Below are 24472 nucleotides of genomic sequence, written 5' to 3' on the forward strand. Positions count from 1 at the left end.
GACCTGAGGACACGGGCCGCCGCGGCGTACGGAACTGTCTATGCCTGGTAGCGCGGGAAGGCGGAGGCGCCGGCGTAGCGGGCGGCCTCGCCGAGCTCGTCCTCGATGCGGAGGAGCTGGTTGTACTTCGCGACGCGCTCGGAGCGGGCCGGGGCGCCGGTCTTGATCTGGCCGGAGCCGACGGCGACGGCGAGGTCGGCGATGGTGGTGTCCTCGGTCTCGCCGGAGCGGTGGGACATCATCGTCTTGAAGCCGGCGCGGTGAGCCATGTCGACGGCGTCGAGGGTCTCGGTGAGCGTGCCGATCTGGTTGACCTTGACCAGCAGCGCGTTGCCCTGACCGCCCTCGATGCCGCGGGCGAGGCGCTCGACGTTGGTGACGAACAGGTCGTCGCCGACGAGCTGGGTCTTGGAGCCGATGGCGTCGGTGATCGCCTTCCAGCCGTCCCAGTCCTCCTCGTCGAGGGGGTCCTCGATGGAGACGATCGGGTAGGCCGCGACGAGCTCTGCGTAGTACGCGGTCATCTCCTCGGCGGTCTTCTTCGCGCCCTCGAAGAGGTACGCCCCATCTTCGTAGAACTCCGAGGCGGCCACGTCGAGCGCGAGGACGACGTCCTTGCCGAGCTCGTAGCCGGCCTTGCCGATCGCCTCGGCGATCAGGTCGAGGGCGGCACGGTTGGACTCGAGGTTGGGCGCGAAGCCACCCTCGTCACCGAGGCCGGTGGCCAGGCCCTTCTCCTTCAGCACGGACTTCAGCGCGTGGTAGACCTCGGCGCCGATGCGCAGCGCCTCGGCGAAGGTCGGCGCACCGATCGGCGCGATCATGAACTCCTGGATGTCCACGTTGGAGTCCGCGTGGGAGCCACCGTTGAGGATGTTGAGCATCGGCACCGGAAGCACGTGGGCGTTGGGGCCACCGACGTAGCGGAACAGGGAGAGACCCGCCGAGTCGGCGGCTGCCTTGGCGACCGCGAGCGAGACGCCGAGGATCGCGTTGGCGCCGGCCTTGGCCTTGTTGGGGGTCGCGTCGGCCCCGATCATCGCCTGGTCGATGGCGCGCTGGTCGTCGGCGTCGAAGCCCTCGATCGCGGGCGCGAGGATCTCCACGACGGCGGTCACGGCGTTCTGCACACCCTTGCCCCCGTAGCGCTCGCCACCGTCGCGCAGCTCGACGGCCTCGAAGGCTCCGGTCGAGGCGCCACTGGGGACCTGGGCGCGGGCGAAGGTGCCGTCATCGAGGACGACCTCAACTTCCACAGTCGGGTTGCCTCGCGAATCGAGGATCTCGCGGGCGCCTACGGCGTCGATCGATGCCACTGAACTACTCCTGGGTCAGGGACGGGACGGGTGTCGTCCGTCAGCCTATTACCCGGCCGGATGGGCCTGGCGATTGGAACGTTAACCGGTCGGTAGGGCCACTCCGACCCGCGCCCACCTGGTGTTCACGTCGAGGTCGGCGTCCTGGCCAATGGCGGACCGGCCTGACTTCACGGACCGGTCAGTCCTCGGAGCAGCGGTCGGCCGGGAGATGCGTGCCAGCCCACTCGGTGAGCGCGCCGAGAGTCGGCGCGAGCGCCGCACCGGATCCGGTGAGCGCGTAGCGGACGGCCACCGGCGGACCGGGGTCGACCTCGCGGGCGAGCAGGCCCAGGCCGGCCAGCTCGCTGAGCCGCTCGGAGAGCATCGAGTCGCTGATGCCGGCCACCGCTCGCTTGAGCTCAGCGAAGCCGAGCGGGCCCTGGGTCAGGCTGCCGAGGATCACGCCGTTCCAACGCTTGCCGAGGAAGTCGAAGGCCCGCACCAGCGCTGCATTGCACACCTGCGGATCGTGTGCGGGCTTCGTCGCGGGCATGCATCCCAGCGTACAGGACTTGCCTGAATCCCGAGGTACTACTATTTTCGAAGTAACCGGAATATTCCTAGTAACCACGGAGTTCAGAGCAACATGACCGAGACCACTGCCCTCGAGACCACGACGCTCGAGAAGCTGGACGACCGCGGCCGCCAGATCGTCTTCACCGGTGCGCGCACGTCCAACACCTTCGCCGACACCCCTGTCACCGACGACGAGCTCGCCGACGTCTGGGAGCTCACCCGCTGGACTCCGACGATGGCCAACACCCAGCCACTGCGCGTCGTGTTCGTGCGCACGGGAGAGGGCAAGGAGCGCCTGCTCCCGCACATCGCCGAGGGAAACCTCGAGAAGACCAAGGCCGCCCCGGCGACCGCGATCGTCGCCTACGACAACAACTGGCACGAGGAGATCCCGAACGTCTTCCCGATCCGCCCGGAGATGAAGGACTACTTCGAGGCCGACGAGACCGCCCGCCACGGCGCCGGCGGCTGGTCCGCGGGCCTGCAGGCCGGCGCCTTCATCCTCGCCGTTCGCGCCGCCGGTCTCGCCGCCGGCCCGATAGCGGGCTACGACGCCGCGGGCGTTGACAAGGAGTTCTTCCCCGAGGGTGACTGGACCACCAAGATGATCGTCAACATCGGCCACCCGGGCGAGAACCCGTGGTTCGACCGGCTCCCCCGCGTGGAGACCGAGGCCGCGGTGAAGTGGGCCTGACCCGCTGATCCGCTCGTTCGAGGCGCTCGCCTGTCATCACGGCAGGCGAGCGCCTTTTATGTTTTCGCCGGAATACAGTTAGCCAAGCTAAACTTTGCCTCGATGTCCGCGACCCGCACCAGCCCCCGCCTCACCTTCGCGATCGTCGCCATCGGCGTCTGCTTCTACTCTCTGCTGCAGTCGGTCTCCGTGCCGACGATGCCGCTGATCCAGACCGAGCTGGAGACCGACCAGGCGACAGCGTCCTGGATCCTGACCGCCTTCCTGCTCTCGGCCTCGGTCGCGACCCCGATCATCGGCAGGATGGGCGACTCGTTCGGCAAGCGCCGGATGTACGTGTGGAGCCTGGCCGCCCTCACCGCCGGCGCCCTCCTCGCCGCCGCAGCCCCCAACATCGAGGTCATGATCGGCGCGCGGGTACTGCAGGGGCTCGGTGGCGGCACCCTGCCGCTGGCCTTCGCCATCCTGCGTGACGAGCTCCCGAAGGAGCGCGTCGCCGGTGCGATCGCGGTGACCTCGTCCCTGCTCTCGATGGGCTTCGCGGCCGGGATCGTGCTGGCAGGTCCGGTCGCCGCGACACTCGGCTTCCGAGCGCTGTTCCTGCTGCCCGCCCTGGTCGCGGCCGGCGCCGCGATCGCCGCGCTGTGGCTGGTGCCGGAGTCCCCGGTGCTCACCCGCGAGCCGATCCCGCTGCTCCCCGCCGTACTCCTCGCCGGCTGGCTGGTCGCGCTCCTCCTCGGTGTCAGCCGGGCGCCGTCGTGGGGCTGGACCTCGCCCGCCACCATCGGTCTGCTCGGTGCTGCCGTCGTGCTGCTGGCCACCTGGATCCGGGTCGAGTGGACCGTACGACAGCCGCTGGTCGACCTGCGCCTGATGGGCCGGCGCGGCGTCTGGACCGCCAACCTCGTCGCCCTGCTGATCGGCATCGCGATGTACGCCTCCTTCGGCTTCATCCCTCAGCTCACCCAGACCCCGCCGTCGGCCGGGTACGGGTTCGGCGCGTCGGTCACCGTCGCCGGCTACCTGATGCTCCCGACAGCCATCACCTCGTTCCTGTGCGGTCTGGTCAGCGCCCGGCTCGCCGAGCTCATCGGGATGCGGCGCATCCTGGTCATCGGCGGGCTGCTCACCGCGGTCTCCCTCGCCATGGTCGCCTTCGTCCACGACGAGCCGTGGCAGATGTGCGTCGCCGCCGGGCTCTCCGGCTTCGGCACCGGCCTGGTCTTCGCCAACCTCGCCAACGCGGTCGTGGCCGCGGTGCCACCGGAGCACACCGGCGTGGCCACCGGGATGAACGCCAACATCCGCACCGTCGGCGGCACCATCGGCACCGCGGTCATGACCTCCCTGGTCACCGCCCACACCCTGCCCTCGGGCTACCCGACCGAGCAGGGGTACGTCAACGGCTTCGGCTTCCTCACCGTTGTCGCCCTGGGCGCGGCCCTCGCGGCCATGCTCATCCCCCTGGCTCCGCGAAAGGTCGCCCCCGTCGGCCGAGAGGTCACGTACTCGAGCCGAGGCGTCGCTCCCGTCGGCCGAGACGGCACCGAGATGCCGTGTCGACCGACGTAACTGACGTCTCGGCCGACGTATGTGCCGTCTCGGCCGACGTACGTGCCTATTCGGCGGGGTGGGCGCGTTCGGCGGCCTTGGCCGCCGACCAGAGCTGCTCGACCTCTTCGAGGGTGTAGCGGCGGCCGGAGGCGGCCTCGGGGCCGAAGACGTGTGGGTTGCGGCGCTTCATCTTGGCGGTGAGGCCGGCGATGACGTCGTCCATGGTGAACTCTCCGGCCTCCTCCGCGATGGCCGCGTGGAAGTAGACCTGGAGCAGGAGATCGCCGAGCTCCTCCTTGAGGTGCTCCGGGTCCTCCTCGGAGATCGCCTCGAGGACCTCGTCGGACTCCTCGCGCAGGTACTGCGCCAACGACGTGTGGGTCTGCGACGACTTCCACACGCACCGCTCACGCATCAGCCGCATCAGGTCGAGGAACTCGACGAGCCCCTCTCCCGACGCGTACGTCCTGCCCTCGTCGTCGGCTGGCTTCAATCCAGCGCCCCGAACGCGCTCAGGCACTGCCGCAGCAGTGCGCCGCGTCCACCCTCCATGTCTCCGACGACCTCGTCGGAGGCGGCCTCGGTCGGGGTCATCCAGGACAGCTCCAGGGCGTCCTGGCGCGGCTCGCACTCGCCGGTCACGGGGATCACGTAGACCAGCGAGACCGCGTGCTGGCGCGCGTCCTGGTAGCGCTCGCCGGGCCACGGGAAGTATTCGGCGACAGTCACCGGCACCGTGGTCAGCGGCAGGGTCGGGAACGCGACCGGGCCGAGGTCCTTCTCCAGGTTGCGCATCAGCGCGTCGCGGATCCGCTCGCCGTGCAGCACCCGGCCTGAGACCAGCGACCGGGTGATCGTCCCGGTCGTGGGCGAGCCGCGCAGCAGCAGCCCGACCTCGGTGACCCGGCCGTCGGGGTCGACACGCACCGGGACCGCCTCCACGTAGAGGATGGGCACGCGCCCGCGGGTCTCGCCCAGCTCCTCCTCGGAGAGCCACCCGGGCTCGGTGTCCCACTCGTTGCCGAAGGGCTCCTCAGGGAAGGACTGCTCGCCGAAAGCCTCCATCGTCATGCGTCGATCCTGCCAGACACAGGCGTACGTCACGGAGCAACGGCGCCGCAGTGTGGACTCTCACCGACGCAGGAGGAGGAAGCTGTCGGCCTTGAACGCCTTCTCGACCATCCACCAGGAGAAGCCGTCGTAGTAGGGACGCGCCTCGTCGCGGTCGAGGATCCGCGGCTGGGTGGCGGCGTGGTCGCGGCCCTTCCAGGTGATCGTGCACTCGCCGGCGGCCAGTACGTTGCGGACCCAGTTGGTACCGGCACCCCACGGGAGCGTGATCACGAACACGTCCTCGGTGTGCAGCAGCGCGACCGGGAGGCTCAGGTCGCGCCCGGTCTTGCGGCCTCGGTGGTGAACCACGGCCCAGAGCGGGAACAGGCGGCGCCCGGCCAGGGTCCGCATCATCGGGGCGGTCGCCTTCGCCATCCGCCAGGAGTCGTTGCTGGGAGTGATCGTCGTCGTCATGCTCCCCACTGTGCCGAGGATCGCGGGGTCGCCGCTTCCCGGACAGTGGGCAGTCGGACTGACGGGTTCCCGTCAGTGCTCCCTCAGGCCGCGCCGTTGCGGATCGCCCAGGCGGTGGCCTCAGCGCGGCTGCGTACGCCGAGCTTGCGGTAGAGATTGGCGGCGTGGCGCTCGACGGTGTGCTCGGCGATGCCGAGGTCCCGGGCGACGACAGCGTTCGTACGTCCCGTCGCGATCAGCCGCAGCACCTCGCGCTCGCGGGTGGTCAGTGCCGTCGGCGCCGGCCCCGAGGAGAGCGCCCCACGGTGCACCTCGCCGCTCAGGAACCAGCGGCTCACCATGGCGAGGTCTCGGGCTCCGCCCTCGACGAACAGCGTCGGGGTGCTGCCTTCGAGCTCGACCAGCGTTCCGTTGCGTACGCCGTCAGCCAGGCGCCGGGACACCTCGACCGGGATCTGGCTCGCCGCCTGCCGGTGCAGCACGAGCGTCGGCGCCACCACCTGATCGAGCAGGTCGCTGACGTCCAGCCGGGCGGCCTCCGCGAACCAGTCACGGGCGACCGCGGGCGTCGCGGCGGTCCGGAACGCCTCAGCGACGCGGCCGGCGTTCTCACCCGACCCCCATCCCAGCCAGGCGGTCGCGGCGGCGTCGGCGAAGAGGTCCCAGTCCTGCTCGACCAGCGACAGCAGCGCCTGTGTCTGCGCGGGGCTCATCGCCTCGCGCATCCGCGCCGCCCCTCCGAACAGGAGCATCCGGTCGACGCGTTGCGGGTTGGTCGCCGCGTACGCCACTGCCGCCGCGACCGCGTGGTAGTAGCCGAGCAGGTTGACCCGGTCGGCGCCGACCGCCTCGATGACCGCCTCCAGGTCGCGCAGGTGTGCGTCGAGGCCGAGGTCGCCGGCGCGGCGGTCCGAGGAGCCGGTGCCGCGGCCGTCGTAGAGCACAAGCGTCAGGTCCTGGCTGAGTCGTTCGTAGGCCATCCGCAGCGCGGGCACTCGCCACTGCGCCCGAATGTTGCTGAGCGAGGGCATCCAGATCGTCACCGGGCCGCTCCCGACGGCCTGATAGGCGATCGCGATGTCGTCGCTGGTCTGCGCGTAGCGCACCTCTGGCTCGCCGGTCACGCGGCCATTCTTGCGCCTGGGACGGGTGAGTAGCGTCGTTGTCATGAACCGAGTCCTCCTCATCGGGCTGGCGCCCGAGGCTGTCGACCTCTCCGACGCACCGATCGACCTGGCCACGTTGAAGGAGCGGATCGCCGTCGGCAACGCCGAGGTCGCCGAGGCCGGCTACGACGCGCTCTCCTGCGAGATCGGCACCGGTGTTGACGACGCCGTCGCGCAGGTGCGCGAGGCACTCGGACACAAGACGTGGGACATCGTCATGATCGGCGGCGGCGTCCGGGCCGTCCCGGACCACACCGAGCTCTTCGAGGCCATCGTCAACCTGGTCCACGAGCTCGCGCCAGGGGCCCGCTTCGCCTTCAACGCGGGCCCCGACACGACCCTGGCGGCGCTGCGGCGCGCGGCCGGCGCTCGAACCTGAGCCGGCTGACTCAGGTGTCGAGGCGCGCGAGGGCGGCGTCGTACAGCGTCTGCGCTGCCTCCGCGGCCGCGTCGGCGGCGGCGTGCGTGACCGGCTTGCCGAGGTAGTTGTTGGCGTTGCGGTCCAGGCGCATCACGTCGTAGTGGGCGGCCGCGTCGCGCGGCGGCGGGGTGTCGAAGATGGCGGCGAGGAACCTGCCGACCTTCACATGGCCACCGGCGCCGTACGTCGTCTTGTAGCCGTAGCCGGCAAGGACCGCCTCGCCCACGTCGTGCGCGGCCTTGTAGGCCAGGTTGTAGCGGTTCTCGGTCCGGGTGACGTTGGGTACGTCGGCGAGGGCCGACTCGGCGCCGGAGAGGAAGGCACGGGCCTTCTTCTCATCCGGCCTCACGGCGCGCAGGACGCCGGAGCGTACGAGCGCGTCAACCGCCTTCTGCTGCGCCGGGGTCAGCGGCAGGGGCATCCGGTCCTCCTCCATAGATCTCGATCACCGGGCTGGCCCGGACCTCCTCGAGGAACCCGGTCTGCTCCTCGGCCTCCTCCGGGCTCATGATCGTCGGGTTGACGATGCGCCCGACGCTGTCGGAGACCTCGCGGCAGACCCGGTAGACCTCCTGTGCGTCGGGGCTGCCGATCACCATCAGGTCGATGTCGTTCGGCGGCGGCCCCGGCTCGCCCTTCGCCCTGGCCGCGAACGAGCCGAAGAGGAAGGCGCGCTCGATCCCGTCGATGTCCTCGAGGGCCTCCCGGAGCAGCACGACCGGGCCGGTGACCGTCAGCAGGATCTCCCGCGTCGGCGCCAGCAGCGGGCTCTGTTCGTTTCCCCTGATGAGCCGGGTCCTTCCGACGCGACGGTCGACGAGCAGACCCGCCTCGAGCAGCCGCGCGACCTCGCGATGGACCGTCGGGTAGGGCAGCCCAGCCCGGGCGGCGAGGTCGGTCATGCTCATCTCCTCGGCCGGGAGCAGCAGCTCCGAGAGCAGCAGCGCCTGCGCCTCCGACCGGAACAGAGGCGCGAGCACCGGAGCCTGACTTCTCACAAAATGGATAATAACCTCCATTTTGTGGATATTCAACTCCTCGGCGCGCAGCTCACGCAGCGACAGGCGTGTTCAGGATGGCCGCGAGGCCCGCATCACCGACCCCGCATGGATAACCGCATCAACAGTCTCGAAACCGGCGTTACGACGATGTGCACCGTCCCGTCACACAAGGCGCCGACAACGCCGAACCCGCTCCCCCACCAGCCCCACCAGACGTTGAGGCAGATCCGACGCGAGCTCAGCCACCCTGGGATCCGCCGCCGCCTTCTCGAAAGCAGGTACTGCCAGATCGAGGAGGCGACTGGCGACGGTGCGTACCTCATCCTCAGAGATCCCGACATCCTTGGCCAGCCGCTCCCACGGCGGCGACGGCGGGTCCATGAGGTAACCGGATCCGAACTTCATCGCCAGGCGAAGCTTGCGGGGATGCAGATCCGTATACGGCAGCGCCGAGGCGACGTCATAGAACGGCGCGAGCGCAACCTGCCTCCCCGCGAGGAGCACCGAATAGTTCTTCGCGTGAGCATCCGGCCCTGCGATGATCCAGTTCCAGACCAGCGCACCTGTGAAACGCTCGATATCCGAACGGGCAAGCGCCGGCGGCATCAGCCGCCGGATCAGGCGGGCGACATCAGCTGGTCCGGGTCCGCCCTCATTCTGATACTTGGCCGTCGGGAAGTACCCGAGCGCTTGGGCAAGATCCTCCTGATGCAGGCGTACGAGCGGCCCATCCATCGTCGTCCGCCGGTCATATCGCGCGATCACGATCGCCGAGACGTCCTCGAACCGCACGACGCGGGTGCGTACGGCGCCGAGACCGGTGTATCCCATCGCGGCGAGGCATAGGTGTTCGTTGAGGTCGTGCTCGTCCATGCCCTCGATGGCAGGCTTCAGTATGTGGGTCGTCGCCCCGGAGCCGGCCGGATCACCCCACCGGCCGTCGCGGCGCAGCAAGGCTGTCTTCGGCTGCGCACCGGCGAGGCTGAAACGGCCGGATGAGGCCGCGCCCAGCCAAGCCGCGGAGTCGGTCCGGAGATCGCGGATACGCTGCGCCACATCGGCCTCACTCAGCCAGTCGACCTCGTCGTCGGTCTCGCCCAGGAGGTCGTCGACGCGGTCACGAGCGACGACGCGCACCGCCCCCGGACAGTCCTCTCCGACCGGGGTGGCCAACAGCGAGAACGGATTGCCCGCGGAAACCTGGAACTCACGCGCCCACCGGTCGAGCACGCGGGTGTTGTCGGGCAGCAGACCCCACAGCCACGGATTGACCTCGGTGTCACCGTGGCGACGTCGGGCCAGGGGCATCGAGACCGAGATCGGGGTCGCGGCGCGATCTCGTTGATAGTCGGCGTCGTAGGTGAAGGTCAGGCTCCCGCCGGCCCGCTCGAGGACGCCGGCAACACGGTTGCCGAGGAGGACGATCCGCTCGGTGGCCATCAGGAGTCGCCGGCGTAGTAGTCATCGAGAGCAGTGCGCAGATCCGGCACGTCCTCGACGGGCGTGGAGACGGCGCCATCTTCAACGTCTGCCTGCAGCCTCACCGCCAGCGCGTCGAGCACAGCAAGGACGCGACCGACCTCCGCCTTCTCGTGGCCCGACTCGAACAGCGAGACCCACCGCCGCGACACCCCGGCACGCGTGGCGAGCTCGGCCTGGGTCCAGGACAGGTCGCGACGGCGGGTCGCCACCATCGTCATGAGGTCTTGCAGCGCGCGTATCTCCATGGCGTACCTCCATTGTCGATGCCACGGTACCATCACATTTGCGATTTGTGAGGGTTCCGTTACACTCGCACGTCGCAACGAAACCCTCACAAGAGTGCGCGGTGGTCAGGTGAGCGGGTCGATGATCGCGTCGATGACGACCCTGGCCCAGTCGAGGAGGTCCGGGCCGTCGAGGGGCTTGGCGGGGAAGCCGGAGGAGACCGGGCGCGGGACCATGATGGTGTCCAGCTGCGGCTTGACCAGCGACTTCGGGTACATCCGGTTGAGGCGTACGACACGGGAGTCGGGCAGCGAGACCGGGTGGAAGCGTACGTTCTTGCCGGCCAGGGTGACCTCGGAGACGCCGGCCTGGCGAGCGCGGGCGCGGAAGCGGGCGACCTGGAGGAGCGAGGAGGTCTCCGCCGGGGGCTTGCCGTAGCGGTCGAGGAGCTCGGCGGCGACCGACTCGACGTCCTCGTCGGAACGGACCTCGGCCAGGCGCTTGTAGATCTCCAGCCGGAGCCGCTCGGAGGGGATGTAGTCGTGGGGCAGGTGGGCGTCGACGGGGAGCTCGATGCGTACCTCGTTGAGCTCTTCGGCGGCACCGTCGGGACCGGCCTTGAACTCGGCGACGGCCTCACCGACCAGCCGTACGTAGAGGTCGAAGCCGACGTCCGCGATGTGGCCGGACTGCTCGCCTCCTAGCAGGTTGCCGGCGCCACGGATCTCGAGGTCCTTCATCGCGATCGCCATGCCGCCACCGAGGTCGGAGTGTTGCGCCAGGGTGGCCAGGCGCTCGTGGGCGGTCTCGGTGAGCGGCTTCTCGCCGGGGTAGAGGAAGTAGGCGTAGGCGCGCTCGCGGGAGCGGCCGACGCGGCCGCGCAGCTGGTGGAGCTGGCTCAGACCCAAGGTGTCGGCGCGCTCGATGATCATCGTGTTGGCGTTGGACACGTCGAGGCCCGACTCGACCAGGGTGGTGCACACCAGCACGTCGAACTCCTTCTCCCAGAAGTCGACCATCACCTGCTCGAGCTGCTTCTCGTTCATCTGGCCGTGGGCGACCGCGACCCGCGCCTCGGGCACCAGCTCGCGGATCCGCGCGGCCGCCTTCTCGATCGAGTTGACCCGGTTGTGGATGTAGAAGACCTGTCCCTCGCGGAGCAGCTCACGCCGCACCGCGGCGACGACCTGGCGGTCCTCGTAGGCCCCGACGTACGTCAGGACCGGGTGTCGCTCCTCGGGCGGCGTGGTGATCGTGGACATCTCCCGGATGCCGGTGATCGACATCTCCAGGGTGCGCGGGATCGGGGTGGCCGACATGGACAGGAAGTCGACCGAGGTGCGAAGGCGCTTCATCGCCTCCTTGTGCTCGACACCGAAGCGCTGCTCCTCGTCGACGACGATCATGCCGAGGTCCTTGAACCGGATGTCCTTGTTGAACAGGCGGTGGGTGCCGACCACGATGTCGATGGTGCCGTCGGCGAGGCCGGCCATGACCTCTGCGGCCTCCTTGTCGGTCTGGAACCGGGAGAGGCCGCGTACGTTGACCGGGAAGCCCGACATCCGCTCCATGAAGGTCGACAGGTGCTGGGAGACCAGCAGCGTCGTCGGCACCAGCACGGCGACCTGCTTGCCGTCCTGGACCGCCTTGAACGCGGCGCGTACCGCGATCTCGGTCTTGCCGTAGCCGACGTCACCGCAGACCAGCCGGTCCATCGGCACCGGCCGCATCATGTCCTGCTTGACCTCGTCGATGACGGCGAGCTGGTCGGCGGTCTCCTGGAACGGGAAGGCGTCCTCGAGCTCGCGCTGCCAGGGGTTGTCGGGGCCGAACTGGAAGCCCTTGGTCGCCTGCCGCGCGGCGTAGAGCTTGATCAGCTCGGCCGCGATCTCGCGGACCGCCTTGCGGGCACGGGCCTTGCGCTTCTGCCAGTCGGCGCCGCCGAGCCGGTCGAGGCTCGGCTGCTCTCCGCCGACGTACCGGGTGACCTGGTCGAGGGCGTCTGCCGGGACGTAGAGCCGGTCAGCCGGCCCGCCGCGCTTGGAGGCGCCGTACTCCAGGACGAGGTATTCGCGGGTCGCGCCCTGCACCTCGCGCTGCTTCATCTCGATGAACTGGCCGACACCGTGCTGCTCGTGAACGACGTAGTCGCCGGGCTTGAGCTCGAGCGGGTCGATCTGCTTCTTGCGCCGCGCAGGCATCTTGACCATGTCGCGCGTGGACGACTTCTGCCCGGAGATGTCCTCACCGGTGAGCACCACGAGCTGGTTGCCCTCGTCGACGAAGCCGTGGTTGAGCCGGGCGTGGACGACGGTGACCGTCTTGTGGACGGGCTTGGCGCTCTCTTCGTCGCCCTCTGCCAGACGGGCCGGGACGCCGCGCTCCCCCAGGGCTTCGAGCGTACGCTGCGCCGTGCCGTGCGCGGGCTGGACCACGACCACGCGGTAGGAGTCGTCGCACCAGTTCTCGATGTCGGTCAGCGCGGCAGCGGTGTCGCCGCGGTAGGCCTTCGCGGGCTGCCAGTCGATCTTGCGAGTGGCGACGCCGACGACGTCGGGGTCGGCCTCAGCCGCCTGGTCGTCGAGGCCGAACGGGCTGACCGACCACCATGGCTTGCCCTGGGCGATGGCGTGGGCGCGTACGTCGGCGAGGTCGCGGTAGGAGGCCGCGGAGAGGTCGATCGGGGCGACTCCCCCGCTGGCCGCGGCGGCCCAGGAGGCGCCGAGGAACTCTTCGGCGGTGGCGACCAGGTCGTGGGCGCGGCTGCGGATCCGCTCGGGGTCGAGCAGCAGGATGTGGCTGTCATCCGGGATCAGGTCGAGCAGCAGCTCCATGTCGTCGACGAGCGCGGGCGCGAGCGACTCCATGCCGTCGACCGCGATCCCGGCGGCGATCTTGTCGGTGAGCTCGATCAGGGTGGGGTGGGCCTCACCGAGCGCCTTGGCCCGCGCCCGGACCTCCGGGGTGAGCAGGAGCTCGCGGCACGGCGGTGCCCACAGCCGCTCGGTCTCTCCACCGTGCTCGGCCGGGATGGCGCGCTGGTCGGCAACCGCGAAGTGGCGGATCGAGTCGACCTCGTCGCCCCAGAACTCCACGCGTACGGGGTGCTCCTCAGTCGGCGGGAACACATCCACGATGCCGCCACGGACGGCGAACTCGCCGCGCTTCTCGACCAGGTCGACGCGGGAGTAGGCGGCATCGGCGAGCTTCACGACGACATCGTCGAGGCTCGCCTCCTGGCCCTTGATCAGCTCCACGGGCTCCAGGTCGCCGAGGCCCTTGACCTGCGGCTGCAGCACGCTGCGGACCGGGGCGACGACCACCTTCAGCGGTCCGTTGGCGCCGTCCGCGTCCGGGTGACGGAGGCGGCGGAGCACGGCGAGCCGGCGCCCCACGGTGTCGCTGCGCGGGGAGAGCCGCTCGTGCGGCAGCGTCTCCCAGCTCGGGTAGAAGGCGACCGAGTCGGGCGGGAGCAGGTCGGTCAGGTCGCTGACCAGATCCTCGGCCTCGCGAGAGGTCGCGGTGACCGCGAGGACGGTGCGCTCTTGGCGTACGAGACCGGTGACCACGAACGGGCGCAGCGCCTCCGGCCCGGTGACGTCGAGCGCCAGCATCCGGCCGCCCTTGGCCTCCGCCATCACCTCGCTCAGGGCAGCATCGCGCAGGACGAGATCGGCGAGCGGGGCGAGGATCACGGGTGACTCCAAAGTGACGGCAAGCACGAGAGCCCCCGGCCGGAAAGACAGGGGGTGCTGGCACCAGTCTAGAAGACATGTGTAAAGACGTTTGACTTCGAGTGCGCACGAGGCCGGAGCGTGGATCGCATGAGATACACGAACATCGGAACAGGCGCCGGGTCACGGCGCGTCAGCAAGCTCGCGCTCGGCGTGATGCGCTTCGGGACCGACACGGACGTCGAGACGTCGTACGCGATCCTCGACCGCTTCGTCGAGGCCGGCGGCACCTTCGTCGACACCTCCAACAACTACGCCTACTGGGCCAACGGCACCCAGGGCGGCGAGAGCGAGACCGTGCTCGGGCAGTGGCGCCGAGACCGCGGGATCGGCGAGGAGCTCGTCATCTCCACCAAGGTCGGCGCACGCCCGACCGACGTCGTCGAGCGCGTCGAGAACGGGTGGGCGAACCAGCGCACCCGTCGTTGGGAGGGCCTGGCACCGGAGAACGTACGCGAGCAGGCCGACCGCTCCCGCGAACGCCTCGGCGTCGAGCGGCTCGACCTCTACTACGCGCACGTGCCGGACATGAACGGCGTGCCGCTGGAGGAGTACGCCGCGGGCTTCGCCGCCCTCGTCAAGGACGGTGTCATCGGCCAGTTCGGGCTGAGCAACCACTGGTCCTGGCAGGTCGAGCGGGCGCGGGCGGTCAACCCGGAGGAGGCACGGCCGAGCGTGCTGCAGTATCACCACACCTATCTGCGGATGCGCACCGACATCCCTGACCCGCGGCTCTCGGTCGACGGCGAGATCGGCGTTGCCGACGCCTCCCTGCTCGCCTACCTCCGGACGACGCCGGGGCTGACGCTGGTGGCCTACACGCCGCTGCTCACCGGGGCCTACACGAATCCTTCGAAGCCGCTCGATCCCGCCTACGACCACCCGGGGACGACCGCGCGGCTCGCGGTGCTCGACGAGGTCGCGGCCGAGACCGGTGCGACCCGCAACCAGGTCGTGCTGGCCTGGATGCTGGGCGACGCGTTGCCGGTGATCCCTCTGGTCGGGGCCTCCTCGGTGGCCCAACTCGAAGAGAGTCTGGCGGCTGTCGAGCTCGAACTCAGCGTGGAGCAGCGGAGTCGGCTCGACGCTGCTGGGCGATGAGCTCGGCGTCCGGGTCCGTCTCGCCCACGGCCGCCGCGTAGTAGGCGACCTTGAACTCGATCGCGTCGAGATGTGCGGCCGTCTCCTCCAGCTGTGCGCGCACCCGGTCGCGGTGTGCGCGCAGCAGGGCGAGGCGGGCCTCCTCGTTGCCGGAACCGTCGCGGACCATCTCGGCGTAGCGCCGGATCTCCCGGATCGGCATCCCGGTCGAGCGCAGCCTGGTGATCAACGTGATCCAGCCGAGGTCGCCCTCGGAGTAGGCCCGGTGGCCCGAACCGTTGCGACCGACGCCGAGCATCAGCCCGTCGCGCTCGTAGTAGCGCAGCGTGTGCGCGGTCAGGCCGGTCCGCGCGGCCACCTCGGCGATGCTGAGCCCGTTGCTGTGCGCCTGCGTCGTCATGACTCCAGTGTCCGGGTTGGAGTGCACTCGAAGTCAAGGGGCTCGGCTACGTTGGGAAGGTGATGAGGGTGTACGCCGCAGGGACGGCCATGGTCGGCGTGGTCACCCTCGCGCTCGTGCTCAGCGGGTGCGGGGAGGCCCTGGATGCCGACCCGAGCCCGACGGCGGACGCATCGACATCGACCTCGGCGGAGCCGTCACCCAGCGACGTACCTTCGTCTACCTCTCCGAGTGTCGCGGAGCCAGGATCGGCGCCGCCGCCGTGGCTCGGCACCCGGGTGCTGAAGGAGGACGCGGAGGGCTACGGGATCGCCGGGCCGACACCGAAGGAGCTGCGCAACCGGGCGTGGACGCTGCCGGACATGATGCCGATGCTGCCCGGTGACGGGTTCACAGCCGAGGTCGACATCGCGCCGGACGAGGTGATCGCGCGCTCGACCTGGGCGCCGGGATGCCCGGTCTCGCGGCGGGAGCTGACCTGGGTGCGGATGACGTTCTGGGGCTTCGACGGCGCCCGCCACACCGGCGAGATGCTGATCAACGCCCGGGTCGCCGAGGACGTCGTCGGGGTCTTCCGGCGGCTCTACGAGGCGAGATTCCCGATCGAGCAGATGGACATCACCACTAAGGCTGCCCTGGACGCGCCGCCGACCGGCGACGGCAACGGCACCGGCGGTTTCGTCTGCCGCCCCTCGGTCGGCCAGACCTCGTTCTCCCAGCACGCCTACGGCCTGGCGATCGACCTGAACACCTTCCAGAACCCGTACGTCAAGGGCGCCCGCGTCATCCCAGAGCTCGCCCGCTGGTACCTGAACCGGTCCAGGAGGGCGCCCGGGATGATCCACGACGGTGACGTCGTGGTCCAGGCCTTCGCCGACATCGGCTGGGAGTGGGGCGGCGACTGGAACTCGCTGAAGGACTACCAGCACTTCAGTGAGAACGGCACCTGACGCCCGGCACCGCTGGTCGAGCCGCCAACCCCCGTTGGTCGAGCCGCGAGGCCGCCTGCGGCCGAGCGTGTCGAGACCAACACGGTGCGATCGAGCGCGGACCTCACCGTGTTGGTCTCGACACGCCTCCGCCTAGCGGCTCCGGCGGCTCGACCAGCGGGGATGGCCGCTCAGGTCAGGCGGACTCGGTCTCTGCGAGCTCGCGCTTCCAGTCGCGGAAGGTCTCCTCGGTGCGGCCGCGGCGCCAGTAGCCGGAGATGGAGAGGTCGGCCTTCGGTACGCCGCGCTCCTTGAGGAGGTAGGGGCGGATGCCGTGCATGGTGACCGCGGCCTCGCCGTGGACGAAGGCGTGCACGCGGCCGTCGAGCCACTTCAGGTCGCGGATGGCGGTGACGAGGGGCTGCTCGTGGCCCTCGGCGTCCTCCGCGGCGTGGTGGGTGTGGCCGCCGGTGACCAGCCAGGTCACCTCGACGCCAGTGGGGTGGTCGAGGGGCTGCTCGTGGCCCGGCGCCGGGATGTCGATGACGGCGTAGCCGCGGGCGTCGGAGGGCAGTGCGGCCAGCGCGGCGCGGATGGCCGGCAGGGCGGTCTCGTCGCCGGCGATCAGGTGCCAGTCGGCCTCGGGGTCGGGCGAGTAGGCGCCGCCGGGGCCGCGAGCCGCGAGGGTGTCGCCCGGCTTGGCAGCGGCGGCCCAGGGGCCTGCGTACCCCTCGGTGCCGTGGACGACGAAGTCGATGTCGAGGGTGCCGTCCTCGACCGAGGGGTTGAGAGCGGTGTAGGTGCGCACCACCTGGCCGTCGTTCTGCTCGAAGACCAGCTTCACGTAGCGGTCGGTGAAGACGCTCGACGAGAAGGCACTCAGGTCCTCGGAGCGGAAGCTCACCCGGATCATCGTCGGACTGAGCCGCTCGGTGGCGGTGACGACGAGGATGGTCTCAGGCTTGGCGGGACGGGTCATGTAGGCAACCCTAACTTGCCTTCAAACACGCCACGGTCAACCTGCCGACCGGGTGGAGTGCGCGGACCGGGGCTGGGTGGCCTCGGCAGGGAGTGCCGGCGAGGGGATGTCGGGAGCGGGGCGCTGGGGCTTGGCGACCAGCGACAGGCTCGGCTCGAGCACCCGCAGCAGCGACTCGACGTGGCCACGGGCCTCGGTCACCAGCCGCCGGGCCTCGCGCGGGGTCCGCTTCCGCAGGTCCTGGAGGTCGTCGTCGGCCGGCCGCCGGACCCGCCGCCGGGCCTTCTGCAGCGGCGCGAGCTGGACGAGCGTACACACCCGGGTGGCCGCATCCGCCTCCGAACCCGCGGGGCCGCCCAGGGCCGTGCGTCCGAGCAGGTCTCCGAGCGCGGCGATCTCGACGAGGGTGAAGGTGCGCTTGACCGCGGAGGGCACCAGCCGGGCGACCTCGCTGCGGTGGGAGCGTTCGGCGGTGATGATCAGGTCGGCGCTCTCGATGTCGTCGACGTCGAGCGGGTAGGCCTGATGCCTGGTCAGCCGGACCCCGGCAAGAGCCACCTCGGAGGCGATCATCGGGTCCATGTCGTAGCCCTCGAGCGCCTCGCTGCCGGCCGAGATCACCGTGATGCCGTGGCGAGCGAGCCCACCGATCTGTCCGACGCCCTCACGGAGCATCGCCTCGATCGCCGGCGATCGTCGTACGTTCCCGCTGCAGACGACCAGGATCGTCGCGGTGTCCATCCCTGCCTACCTTCGAAAAAGTTGCCTGCCGGTTCTCGAGCGTGGACCTCACATCCACGCGGCCAACCCCCCGAACGTGACGGACAGACATTACGCAGTCGACGTACGCCTCCAGAAACCGACGGCGGATCAATCCCCCATTTGGGTGAACGAGCCGGACACCCGGCCCTGTCATCCCCAAATCGGGGTGAGGATGTGCGATGGCCCCGCGGCCCCGCCCTGACGGCGGATGAGTCGCGGACGAGCAGCCTGGCAAAGACATCGGATGGAGTGGCCTGTTGGACCTGCGCGACTATGTCGCTGCCCTGCGAAAGCGCTGGTACATCGTCGCGGTGCTCGCGATCATCGGTGCCGGCGCGGCCTTCGCGCAGGCGCACGCGAGCCCGCCGCAGTACCGCGCGCAGAGCACCGTCTTCGTCTCGATCGCGCGCGGCGCGACGACCCAGGAGCTGGTCCAGGGCTCGACGTTCACCCAGGACATCGTCCAGTCGTACGCCAAGCTGGCCACGATGCCGGTGGTGCTCGACCAGGTCATCTACGACCTCGACCTCGACACGACCCCCAAGGCGCTGGCCGAGGAGATCACCGCGGAGAACCCGCTCGACACCGTGATCATCGAGATCGACGCGGTGGCCACGACGAGCACCGGCGCCTCCGACCTCGCCAACTCGGTCGCCGACGAGCTCACCACCACGATCACGAACCTCTCCCCCAGCTCCAACAAGAAGTCGGCGGTCGAGGTGACCGTGGTCGCCCGCGCCGACCCGCCCCAGGAGGCGTTCGCGCCGCGTACGCGACTGGCCGCGCTGGTCGGCTTTGCCGGCGGCTTCGGCCTCGGCGTCGCGATCGCAGTGGTCCGCGCCCTCCTGGACACCCGGGTCAGGACCGCGGCCGAGCTCGAGCAGCTCACCGACATGGGGCTCCTCGGGGCCATCCCCCGGCGCCGCGGTCAGCGACGCTCGCGTGGTGCGGTGACCGCGATCGACCCGCACAACGTTGCTGCCGAGGCCTATCGGAGACTGCAGACCAACCTGCAGTTCCTCGACGCCTCCGCGAGGGTCCGCTCGATGGTCGTGACCTCCTCGATCGGCGGCGAGGGCAAGTCGACCACCTCGATCAACCTGGCCCTGGCGATCGCGGAGCAGGGCCAGCGCGTGCTGCTGGTCGACGCCGACATGCGCCGCCCAGCGGTAGCCGACTACTGCGGCCTGGAGGGTGCGGCCGGGCTGACGACGGTGCTGATCGGGAAGGCCGAGCTCGACGACGTCGTCCAGGTCTGGGGCGACGCCAACCTGCACGTGCTCACCATGGGTGAGATCCCGCCCAACCCCGCGCAGCTGATCGGTTCACCGCGGATGGCCGACCTGCTGAAGGAGGCGCTTGACGCCTACGACGTGGTCATCCTCGACTCTCCGCCGCTGCTCCCGGTGGCCGACGGCGCGATCCTGTCCCGGCTGACCGACGGTGCCCTGGTGGTTGCGAACTGCCGTACGATCCACCGCCCGCAGGTGCTGGAGGCCATCGACAGCCTCGAGGCCGTCGACGCTCGCTGCCTCGGCATCGTCGCCAACCAGGTCCGCGACACCGCCGCCCACACCTACTACGGCCAGCCGGAGCAGAGCTGGTTCGCCCGCCTCCTCTCCGGTCTCGTACGTCCCCGGGAACCGCGGCAGCAGGGCTACCCGGCCGCCGGGAGCTGAGCATGGCCGTCGCGACGGCGGTCCGGGTCCGCACCGGTCGGACCGGTCGGACCGGTCGGACCGGTCGGACCGGGCGCACCCAGCGTGCCGAGCGCACCGGCTGGGAGGTGCTGACCGCTCTCCTGGCCGGTGCCGCGGCGTTCCTTGCCGGGACCGACTTCGACCTCGTCCGTGGACTGACCGTGGGCGGGCTGATGGGTGCGGCTCTGGCGCCGGTCTGGATCCGGGAGGCGAGCCGCTACCGCGGTGCGGCCCTGGGCGGCGTACTCCTTCTTGCCTGCCTCTTCTCCGCCCTGGCGCTCGCCACCTGGCGCTCGGCGACCCACCCGCCGACCGAGGCCGGCGTGCTGTTCGAGCTGCTGCCGGTCGTCTCCGCCGCGATGTGCGTCGGGGCGCTGCTGTGGGCGCAGCGGGTGCTGTCGCCGGGGGCCGTGGTGTGCCTCTACGCCGTCGGCTCGTTCACGACCTCGACGATGGGGTCCCGGTTCGCCGAGGACCCGTGGCGGTTCGGGTTCTCGATGCCCGCGACGATTCTGCTGCTGGGGGCCTGCATGCTCATCCGGCGGCGTCCCCGCAAGAGGCTTCTCGCAGACATGACCGCCCTCGGAGTTCTCACCGCGGTCACTGCACTGTCCGGGGCCAGGTCGATGAGCGCGTTCCTGATCATGACCGCGATCTTGCTGCTGTGGCAGCACCGGCCGAGGACGGCCAAGCGGACCACCTCGGCGCTGCTCTCGCTGGTCCTGGTCGGCGCGCTGGGGCTGGGGCTCTATCGCGCGCTGGAGGGGGCCGCACTGGACGGCTACCTCGGCCAGTCGGCCCAGGAGCGCACCGCGGAGCAGACCCAGGCAGCCGGGTCCCTCATCCTCGGCGGCAGACCCGAGATCGGGGCGACCGTGTCCCTGATGCTGCATGAACCACTGGGCTATGGCGCCGGCATCATGGCCACGCCGACCGACATGCAGGCCGCGAAGCAGGGCATGTCCGTTCTGGGCTATGACCCGGACAACGGCTACGTCGAGCACTACATGTTCGGCACCCGGATCGAGGTGCACTCGCTGATCGGCGACCTGTGGATCTGGTTCGGGCTCGCCGGGCTGGTGTTCGCGGGGTGGCTGCTGTGGCTCGCCACCATCTATCTGGGCCGCAGCATGGCCAACCGCACCGGCACCGCACTCGGCATCTTCCTCGCCCTGCAGCTCGGCTGGAACCTCTTCTTCGGCCCGATCATCAGCTCGCTGCCGCCGCTCGCGCTGGCGCTCGGGGTGTTCCTGCTCCAACGCAAGGAAGCTGCTGCCTCGCCGTCCGCGCCCGTTCCTGTGTCACGGAAGACGCCGGCTCCACAGCGACGCCGAGGCCGTCGGAACCAGCGCACTCGCCGCCGCTATCTCGCCGGAGGTCCGCAGCGTGCGTGAAGGCTGGATCGACTCCGCGCGCGGCCTGGCGATCATCCTCGTGGTGCTCTTCCATGCCGTGATCAACCTCGACCTGGTCGGCCTCGCCGGCCCGTGGTCGAGGCTGGCCTACACCCTCGACACCTTCCGGATGCCGCTGTTCTTCTTCCTCTCCGGCCTCCTCGCTCCCTCGCTGCTCGCCCGCCCGCTGCGGGAGGTGCTGCGCATCCGGTGCCTGAACCTGATCTACCTCTACGTCCTGTGGTGCCTGCTGCTCGGTGCCTTCCGCGCGCTCCTGCCACACTCCCCACCAGGTGGCATCGCCGCGGTTGCCCGGGTGCTGATCGAGCCCAACGTCTACCTCTGGTTCCTCTACACGCTGTGCCTGTTCACGCTCGTGGGATGGCTGACCCGCCGGCTCCCCGCGTGGCTCGTCGTCGGGACCGCGCTGATCGTCTCCGCGGTCTTCGCCGCCGGGCTGGTGTCCACCGGCGACGCCCCCTGGGACAAGACGTTCCGCTACTGGTTCTTCTTCGTCCTGGCCTCCCGCGCTGCGCCCGCGGTGCGCTCGGCCGTGCCGCGGATGCGGCCCGCTCACGTGGCCGGGCTGGGGATGGCGTACGCGGTGGTGTTGGGGTTCTTCCTCTACGTCGCCGACGACCGGATTCTCTTCGTACGCCCGATGCTGGGCCTGCTGGCGGTGGCCGCGGGCTGCGGACTCGGAGCGATGATCGCGCGAGTCCCCGCACTCGGATTCGTACGCCACCTCGGCACCCGCACGCTCCCGATCTACGTCGTCCACGCCTTCCCGATCACCGCCGTCGCTGCCCTGCTCACCCAGCGCAACATCGACTGGCCACCGGGGACCGGGCTGGTGGCGGTGCCGCTGCTGACGCTCGTCGCGATCCTGCTCGCACTCGCTCTCGACCGGCTGATCACCGGCCGCATCCGCGGCATCTTCGACTTCCCTGTCGCACGCTGGACCGCCAAGGGCCCGGCCGGCGTGGGTCAGCGGGCGTACTCGGTCACGTAGGAGCCCCAGGCGCCGCGGAGCATGCCGAGGCCGCGGAGGAGGGTGCGGGTGCCGCGGGCGTGGTGGGTCAGCGAGCCGGTGAGGCGGCCGAGGGCGACGCGGGAGGATCCGCCTAGGACGCGGACGAGGCCACGGGCGGTGGCGCGCAGCCGCGCCACCGGACGGCGGCTGGAGGGGGTGAGATAGACCTGCACGCGCGAGTCCGAGTTGCCGATGCGGGAGGCTCGGGCGCGCACCCACTCCGGTGTCGCGCGGTCGGCGGGGACCAGGTCATGGACCGGGGCTTCGTCGCACCACACGATCTTCCCGCCGGCGGCGGAGAGGGTGCGAGTGAAGACGGTGTCGGAGCCGCCGGAGAGGCCGAAGCCGAGGTCGAAGCGGAGCGGAGCGACCTGGTTCATGTCGAGCAGCAGGTTGTTGGTTGCCGCAGTGGTGACGACGGTGCCGGTGACATGCCGCAGCCGCTGGAAGAAGGCACCCGCCGTGATCCAAGGGTCCGGCTCGTCGGCGAACGTGGACAGCACCGGCCCGACGACGGCAGCCGCGCCCGTCTCCTCCCAGCAGGCGAGCAGGGTCGGCAGCCACTTCTCCGAGGGCTGCTCGTCGTCGTCGATGAAGACCACGACCGCCTCCGGACCGGCCTCGTCCAGCGCTCGGTTGCGGGCGGCGGCGATGCCGGGGGTCGGCTCGTGCACATACCGCACACGTACGTCACCCCCGGCTGCCTCCGCCACTGCGGAGGCAGCGCTGGGCTGCTCGTCGTTGTCGACGACGAGCAGCCCAGCGTCAGGGACCTGATCGAGCTGGGTCCGGAGCATGCCGATCGCCTCGCCCAACCCCTCGGGGCGCCGGTAGGTGAGCATGCAGACCCAGATCACTTGATCGTGACCGTGACCCAGTCAGACCGAGAGATGTTGCCGAGCGGATCGACGGCCTCGATCTTGTACTTCTGCGACGAGCCGCTGGTGCGGCCGGTGTCGGTGAAGGTCATCGCGGTGTGCTTCCAGAACGGGGCCGAGACCTTGACGGTCTTGATCGGCGTGGAGTCGATCGAGCCCCGGTAGAGCTTGTAGGTGACCGTCGCGTTGTCCTTGTCGGGGTTGCCCGGCCACTTCAGCGTGGCCTTGCCCGCGGAGGGCGAGGAGCCGGTCAGGGCCCACTTGGCGCCCTTCAGCGTCGGACCGACCTTGTTGGGCGCGACGTCCTTGACGGCGAAGCGGACCAGGCCCTGCTGGGCGACGCCGTTGACCTTGAGGAACTCACCGCCGTAGAGCACGTAGCTGGCGTTGGCGGTCACGGTCCAGGTCGACTGCTTGGCGCTGGTGTAGGTGCCGTTGGTCCACTTCGGATACCACTCCAGGAACTCCGGGCGTGGGGTGCCGGGGTGGTCGGGGTAGCCGTACTTGTCGTCGGCGATGTTGGTGCCGCGTACGTCCTGGGTGGTGGCGGTCGAGTGGTACCAGGCCCGCGGCTTGGTCTCCGGGAAGCCACCGGAGGTGTCGCAGCCGTGCTTGTGGCTGGCCTGGTAGACGGCCCCGGTGGTCGGCCAGACCGCGTAGGTGTCGCCGTGGCAGTCCTCGAGCCAGGTCAGCTTGCCGGTGGCCCAGTCGGCCTTGAAGGTGCCCTCGGAGTTGCCGCCGCTGCCGTAGTCGTAGCCGGTGCCGTAGAAGCTGGTGCCGTCGGACTCCAGCGAGAGGATCGCCGCCTCGGCGCCGCCGTTGCGGACCTCGTCGTTGACCGGGAGCGCCAGCGAGCTGCCCGAGGAGACCTCGATCCGGGCCATGCCGTAGCCCGGCTTCGAGGAGCCGTTGACGCTGGTGAACGCGCCGCCGATGACGATCTTGGTGCCGTCGGAGGAGACCACGACGTCGTTGACGTTGCCGCCGGCGACCTTCGGGTTCATCGGCAGCAGGCCGGTGCCGGTGTCGGTGGGCTTGACCGCGGCCACCTTCGTACGCGCCGTGTTGTCGGCCGAGGTGAACACGCCGCCGTAGAAGACCGCGCTGGAGGTCGCCGCGACCGCGTTGGTGGTCGAGTTGAAGATCGGCCGGAAGCTGGTCGCCTTGCCGGTCGCGAGGTCGATCGCGGCGCCGCGGTAGCGGTTGACGCCGTCGACCTGGGTGAAGCCGCCCGCGACGTAGAGCAGCTTCTTGTCGGGCGAGAGCGCCATGTCCTTGACCTGGCCGTTGAACTTCGGCGCGAAGGTGGTGATCAGCTTCCCGGTCGAGAGCCGGTAGGCCAGCATGTGGGACCGGGCCGTCTCGCTGGTGCCGGCTGCGGCGCCCGCCGGACGGGCGGAGGTGAAGTTGCCGCCCACGTAGACGATGTCGCCGACGATCACCTGCTTCCAGGCGACGCCGTTGATCTGCACGGTGGGAAGGACGTCGGCGGAGACCGTCTTCGGGAGGTCGGTATCAATCGGCGCGGTGTCCGCGGAGGCGGAGGTCGCCGCCAGGGTCAGGCTCGTTGCCACGAGCGCCAGCACAGCCAGAATCGGCTTCATCACATCTCTCATCG

The 24472-nt window shown here is 70.0% G+C and carries 24 protein-coding genes; 8 read left to right on the plus strand and 16 right to left on the minus strand.

Annotated features, from left to right (window positions below; all coding sequences use genetic code 11):
* Window positions 1–38: 38 nt before the first annotated feature.
* Together eno and ACFWQC_RS25555 are read right to left on the minus strand one after the other, a co-directional pair.
* The gene (eno, locus tag ACFWQC_RS25550) at window positions 39–1316 is read right to left on the minus strand and encodes a phosphopyruvate hydratase (RefSeq protein WP_378684728.1); all 1278 of its coding nucleotides are present in this window, start codon (window positions 1314–1316) and stop codon (window positions 39–41) included.
* Window positions 1317–1497: 181 nt separating this feature from the next.
* A complete protein-coding gene (locus ACFWQC_RS25555) occupies window positions 1498–1851 on the minus strand; it encodes a helix-turn-helix domain-containing protein (RefSeq protein WP_350662075.1) in 354 nt (117 codons plus the stop codon).
* Between the two features lie 93 nt (window positions 1852–1944).
* On the opposite strand from ACFWQC_RS25555, the gene ACFWQC_RS25560 reads away from it, so the two are divergent.
* Window positions 1945–2568: a malonic semialdehyde reductase gene (locus tag ACFWQC_RS25560; protein WP_378684732.1), complete on the plus strand. Its 624-nt coding sequence runs from the start codon at window positions 1945–1947 to the stop codon at window positions 2566–2568.
* Window positions 2569–2670: 102 nt separating this feature from the next.
* On the plus strand, window positions 2671–4140 hold the full coding sequence (locus ACFWQC_RS25565; protein WP_378684735.1) for an MFS transporter: 1470 nt from the start codon (window positions 2671–2673) through the stop codon (window positions 4138–4140).
* A gap of 46 nt (window positions 4141–4186) precedes the next feature.
* Here ACFWQC_RS25565 and ACFWQC_RS25570 read toward each other — a convergent pair whose 3' ends face one another.
* The 4 genes from ACFWQC_RS25570 to ACFWQC_RS25585 all read right to left on the minus strand — a co-directional run bounded on the left by ACFWQC_RS25570 (window position 4187) and on the right by ACFWQC_RS25585 (window position 6773).
* Complete coding sequence (locus ACFWQC_RS25570) at window positions 4187–4615, minus strand: MazG nucleotide pyrophosphohydrolase domain-containing protein (RefSeq protein ID WP_378684738.1); 429 nt, start codon at window positions 4613–4615, stop codon at window positions 4187–4189.
* Entirely contained in the window at window positions 4612–5193 is a 582-nt protein-coding gene (locus tag ACFWQC_RS25575; RefSeq protein WP_355232268.1) for an NUDIX hydrolase family protein, read from the minus strand. Before ACFWQC_RS25575 ends, ACFWQC_RS25570 begins: the two co-directional genes overlap by 4 nt.
* 60 nt (window positions 5194–5253) lie before the next feature.
* Complete coding sequence (locus tag ACFWQC_RS25580) at window positions 5254–5649, minus strand: hypothetical protein (RefSeq protein WP_378684741.1); 396 nt, start codon at window positions 5647–5649, stop codon at window positions 5254–5256.
* A gap of 83 nt (window positions 5650–5732) precedes the next feature.
* Window positions 5733–6773 carry an alpha/beta fold hydrolase gene (locus tag ACFWQC_RS25585; protein WP_378684743.1) on the minus strand — a complete coding sequence of 347 codons (1041 nt, stop codon included), beginning with the start codon at window positions 6771–6773 and terminating at the stop codon, window positions 5733–5735.
* A gap of 43 nt (window positions 6774–6816) precedes the next feature.
* Here ACFWQC_RS25585 and ACFWQC_RS25590 point away from each other — a divergent pair, with 43 nt between their 5' ends.
* Window positions 6817–7194: a hypothetical protein gene (locus ACFWQC_RS25590; protein WP_378684746.1), complete on the plus strand. Its 378-nt coding sequence runs from the start codon at window positions 6817–6819 to the stop codon at window positions 7192–7194.
* Window positions 7195–7204: 10 nt separating this feature from the next.
* Here the strand turns inward: ACFWQC_RS25590 and ACFWQC_RS25595 are convergent, their stop codons facing one another.
* From ACFWQC_RS25595 to mfd, 5 genes are all read right to left on the minus strand, one after another.
* Entirely contained in the window at window positions 7205–7657 is a 453-nt protein-coding gene (locus ACFWQC_RS25595) for a hypothetical protein (protein WP_378684749.1), read from the minus strand.
* On the minus strand, window positions 7617–8234 hold the full coding sequence (locus tag ACFWQC_RS25600) for a helix-turn-helix domain-containing protein (RefSeq protein ID WP_378684751.1): 618 nt from the start codon (window positions 8232–8234) through the stop codon (window positions 7617–7619). Before ACFWQC_RS25600 ends, ACFWQC_RS25595 begins: the two co-directional genes overlap by 41 nt.
* 165 nt (window positions 8235–8399) lie before the next feature.
* Window positions 8400–9677 (minus strand): type II toxin-antitoxin system HipA family toxin, encoded by a 1278-nt coding sequence (locus tag ACFWQC_RS25605; RefSeq protein WP_378684753.1) that lies wholly within the window; start codon window positions 9675–9677, stop codon window positions 8400–8402.
* Window positions 9677–9964 (minus strand): helix-turn-helix domain-containing protein, encoded by a 288-nt coding sequence (locus ACFWQC_RS25610; protein WP_378684756.1) that lies wholly within the window; start codon window positions 9962–9964, stop codon window positions 9677–9679. Before ACFWQC_RS25610 ends, ACFWQC_RS25605 begins: the two co-directional genes overlap by 1 nt.
* A 105-nt stretch (window positions 9965–10069) precedes the next feature.
* Window positions 10070–13582: a transcription-repair coupling factor gene (gene mfd, locus ACFWQC_RS25615; RefSeq protein WP_378684805.1), complete on the minus strand. Its 3513-nt coding sequence runs from the start codon at window positions 13580–13582 to the stop codon at window positions 10070–10072.
* Window positions 13583–13768: 186 nt separating this feature from the next.
* Here mfd and ACFWQC_RS25620 point away from each other — a divergent pair, with 186 nt between their 5' ends.
* A complete protein-coding gene (locus tag ACFWQC_RS25620; protein WP_378684759.1) occupies window positions 13769–14779 on the plus strand; it encodes an aldo/keto reductase in 1011 nt (336 codons plus the stop codon).
* On the opposite strand, the gene ACFWQC_RS25625 is transcribed toward ACFWQC_RS25620, so the two are convergent.
* Window positions 14736–15179 (minus strand): MerR family transcriptional regulator, encoded by a 444-nt coding sequence (locus ACFWQC_RS25625; protein WP_378684762.1) that lies wholly within the window; start codon window positions 15177–15179, stop codon window positions 14736–14738. The two genes, ACFWQC_RS25620 and ACFWQC_RS25625, sit on opposite strands and share 44 nt — an antisense overlap.
* A 68-nt stretch (window positions 15180–15247) precedes the next feature.
* Here ACFWQC_RS25625 and ACFWQC_RS25630 point away from each other — a divergent pair, with 68 nt between their 5' ends.
* Window positions 15248–16129 carry a M15 family metallopeptidase gene (locus tag ACFWQC_RS25630; RefSeq protein WP_378684765.1) on the plus strand — a complete coding sequence of 294 codons (882 nt, stop codon included), beginning with the start codon at window positions 15248–15250 and terminating at the stop codon, window positions 16127–16129.
* Window positions 16130–16304: 175 nt separating this feature from the next.
* Here the strand turns inward: ACFWQC_RS25630 and ACFWQC_RS25635 are convergent, their stop codons facing one another.
* A complete protein-coding gene (locus ACFWQC_RS25635; RefSeq protein ID WP_378684768.1) occupies window positions 16305–17087 on the minus strand; it encodes a siderophore-interacting protein in 783 nt (260 codons plus the stop codon).
* A 36-nt stretch (window positions 17088–17123) separates the two neighbouring features.
* Window positions 17124–17828, minus strand: coding sequence for a hypothetical protein (locus ACFWQC_RS25640; RefSeq protein ID WP_378684770.1), 705 nt, complete (start codon window positions 17826–17828; stop codon window positions 17124–17126).
* Window positions 17829–18106: 278 nt separating this feature from the next.
* Between ACFWQC_RS25640 and ACFWQC_RS25645 the strand changes: the two genes are divergently transcribed.
* From ACFWQC_RS25645 to ACFWQC_RS25655, 3 genes are read left to right on the plus strand one after another with little or no spacing between them, the layout of a single operon-like run.
* Window positions 18107–19528, plus strand: coding sequence for a polysaccharide biosynthesis tyrosine autokinase (locus ACFWQC_RS25645; RefSeq protein ID WP_378684773.1), 1422 nt, complete (start codon window positions 18107–18109; stop codon window positions 19526–19528).
* A 2-nt stretch (window positions 19529–19530) separates the two neighbouring features.
* Window positions 19531–20943, plus strand: coding sequence for a hypothetical protein (locus tag ACFWQC_RS25650; protein WP_378684776.1), 1413 nt, complete (start codon window positions 19531–19533; stop codon window positions 20941–20943).
* Window positions 20936–21955, plus strand: a complete 1020-nt coding sequence (locus tag ACFWQC_RS25655) for an acyltransferase family protein (RefSeq protein WP_378684779.1) — start codon at window positions 20936–20938, stop codon at window positions 21953–21955. Before ACFWQC_RS25650 ends, ACFWQC_RS25655 begins: the two co-directional genes overlap by 8 nt.
* Here the strand turns inward: ACFWQC_RS25655 and ACFWQC_RS25660 are convergent.
* Together ACFWQC_RS25660 and ACFWQC_RS25665 are read right to left on the minus strand one after the other, a co-directional pair.
* Entirely contained in the window at window positions 21931–22833 is a 903-nt protein-coding gene (locus tag ACFWQC_RS25660; RefSeq protein WP_378684782.1) for a glycosyltransferase family 2 protein, read from the minus strand. The genes ACFWQC_RS25655 and ACFWQC_RS25660 overlap by 25 nt on opposite strands.
* The gene (locus ACFWQC_RS25665) at window positions 22830–24458 is read right to left on the minus strand and encodes a hypothetical protein (RefSeq protein WP_378684785.1); all 1629 of its coding nucleotides are present in this window, start codon (window positions 24456–24458) and stop codon (window positions 22830–22832) included. Before ACFWQC_RS25665 ends, ACFWQC_RS25660 begins: the two co-directional genes overlap by 4 nt.
* Window positions 24459–24472 lie beyond the last annotated feature (14 nt).

Origin of the sequence: Nocardioides sp. NPDC058538 (genome assembly GCF_042719275.1) — a bacterium.
Lineage (GTDB): Bacteria > Actinomycetota > Actinomycetes > Propionibacteriales > Nocardioidaceae > Nocardioides.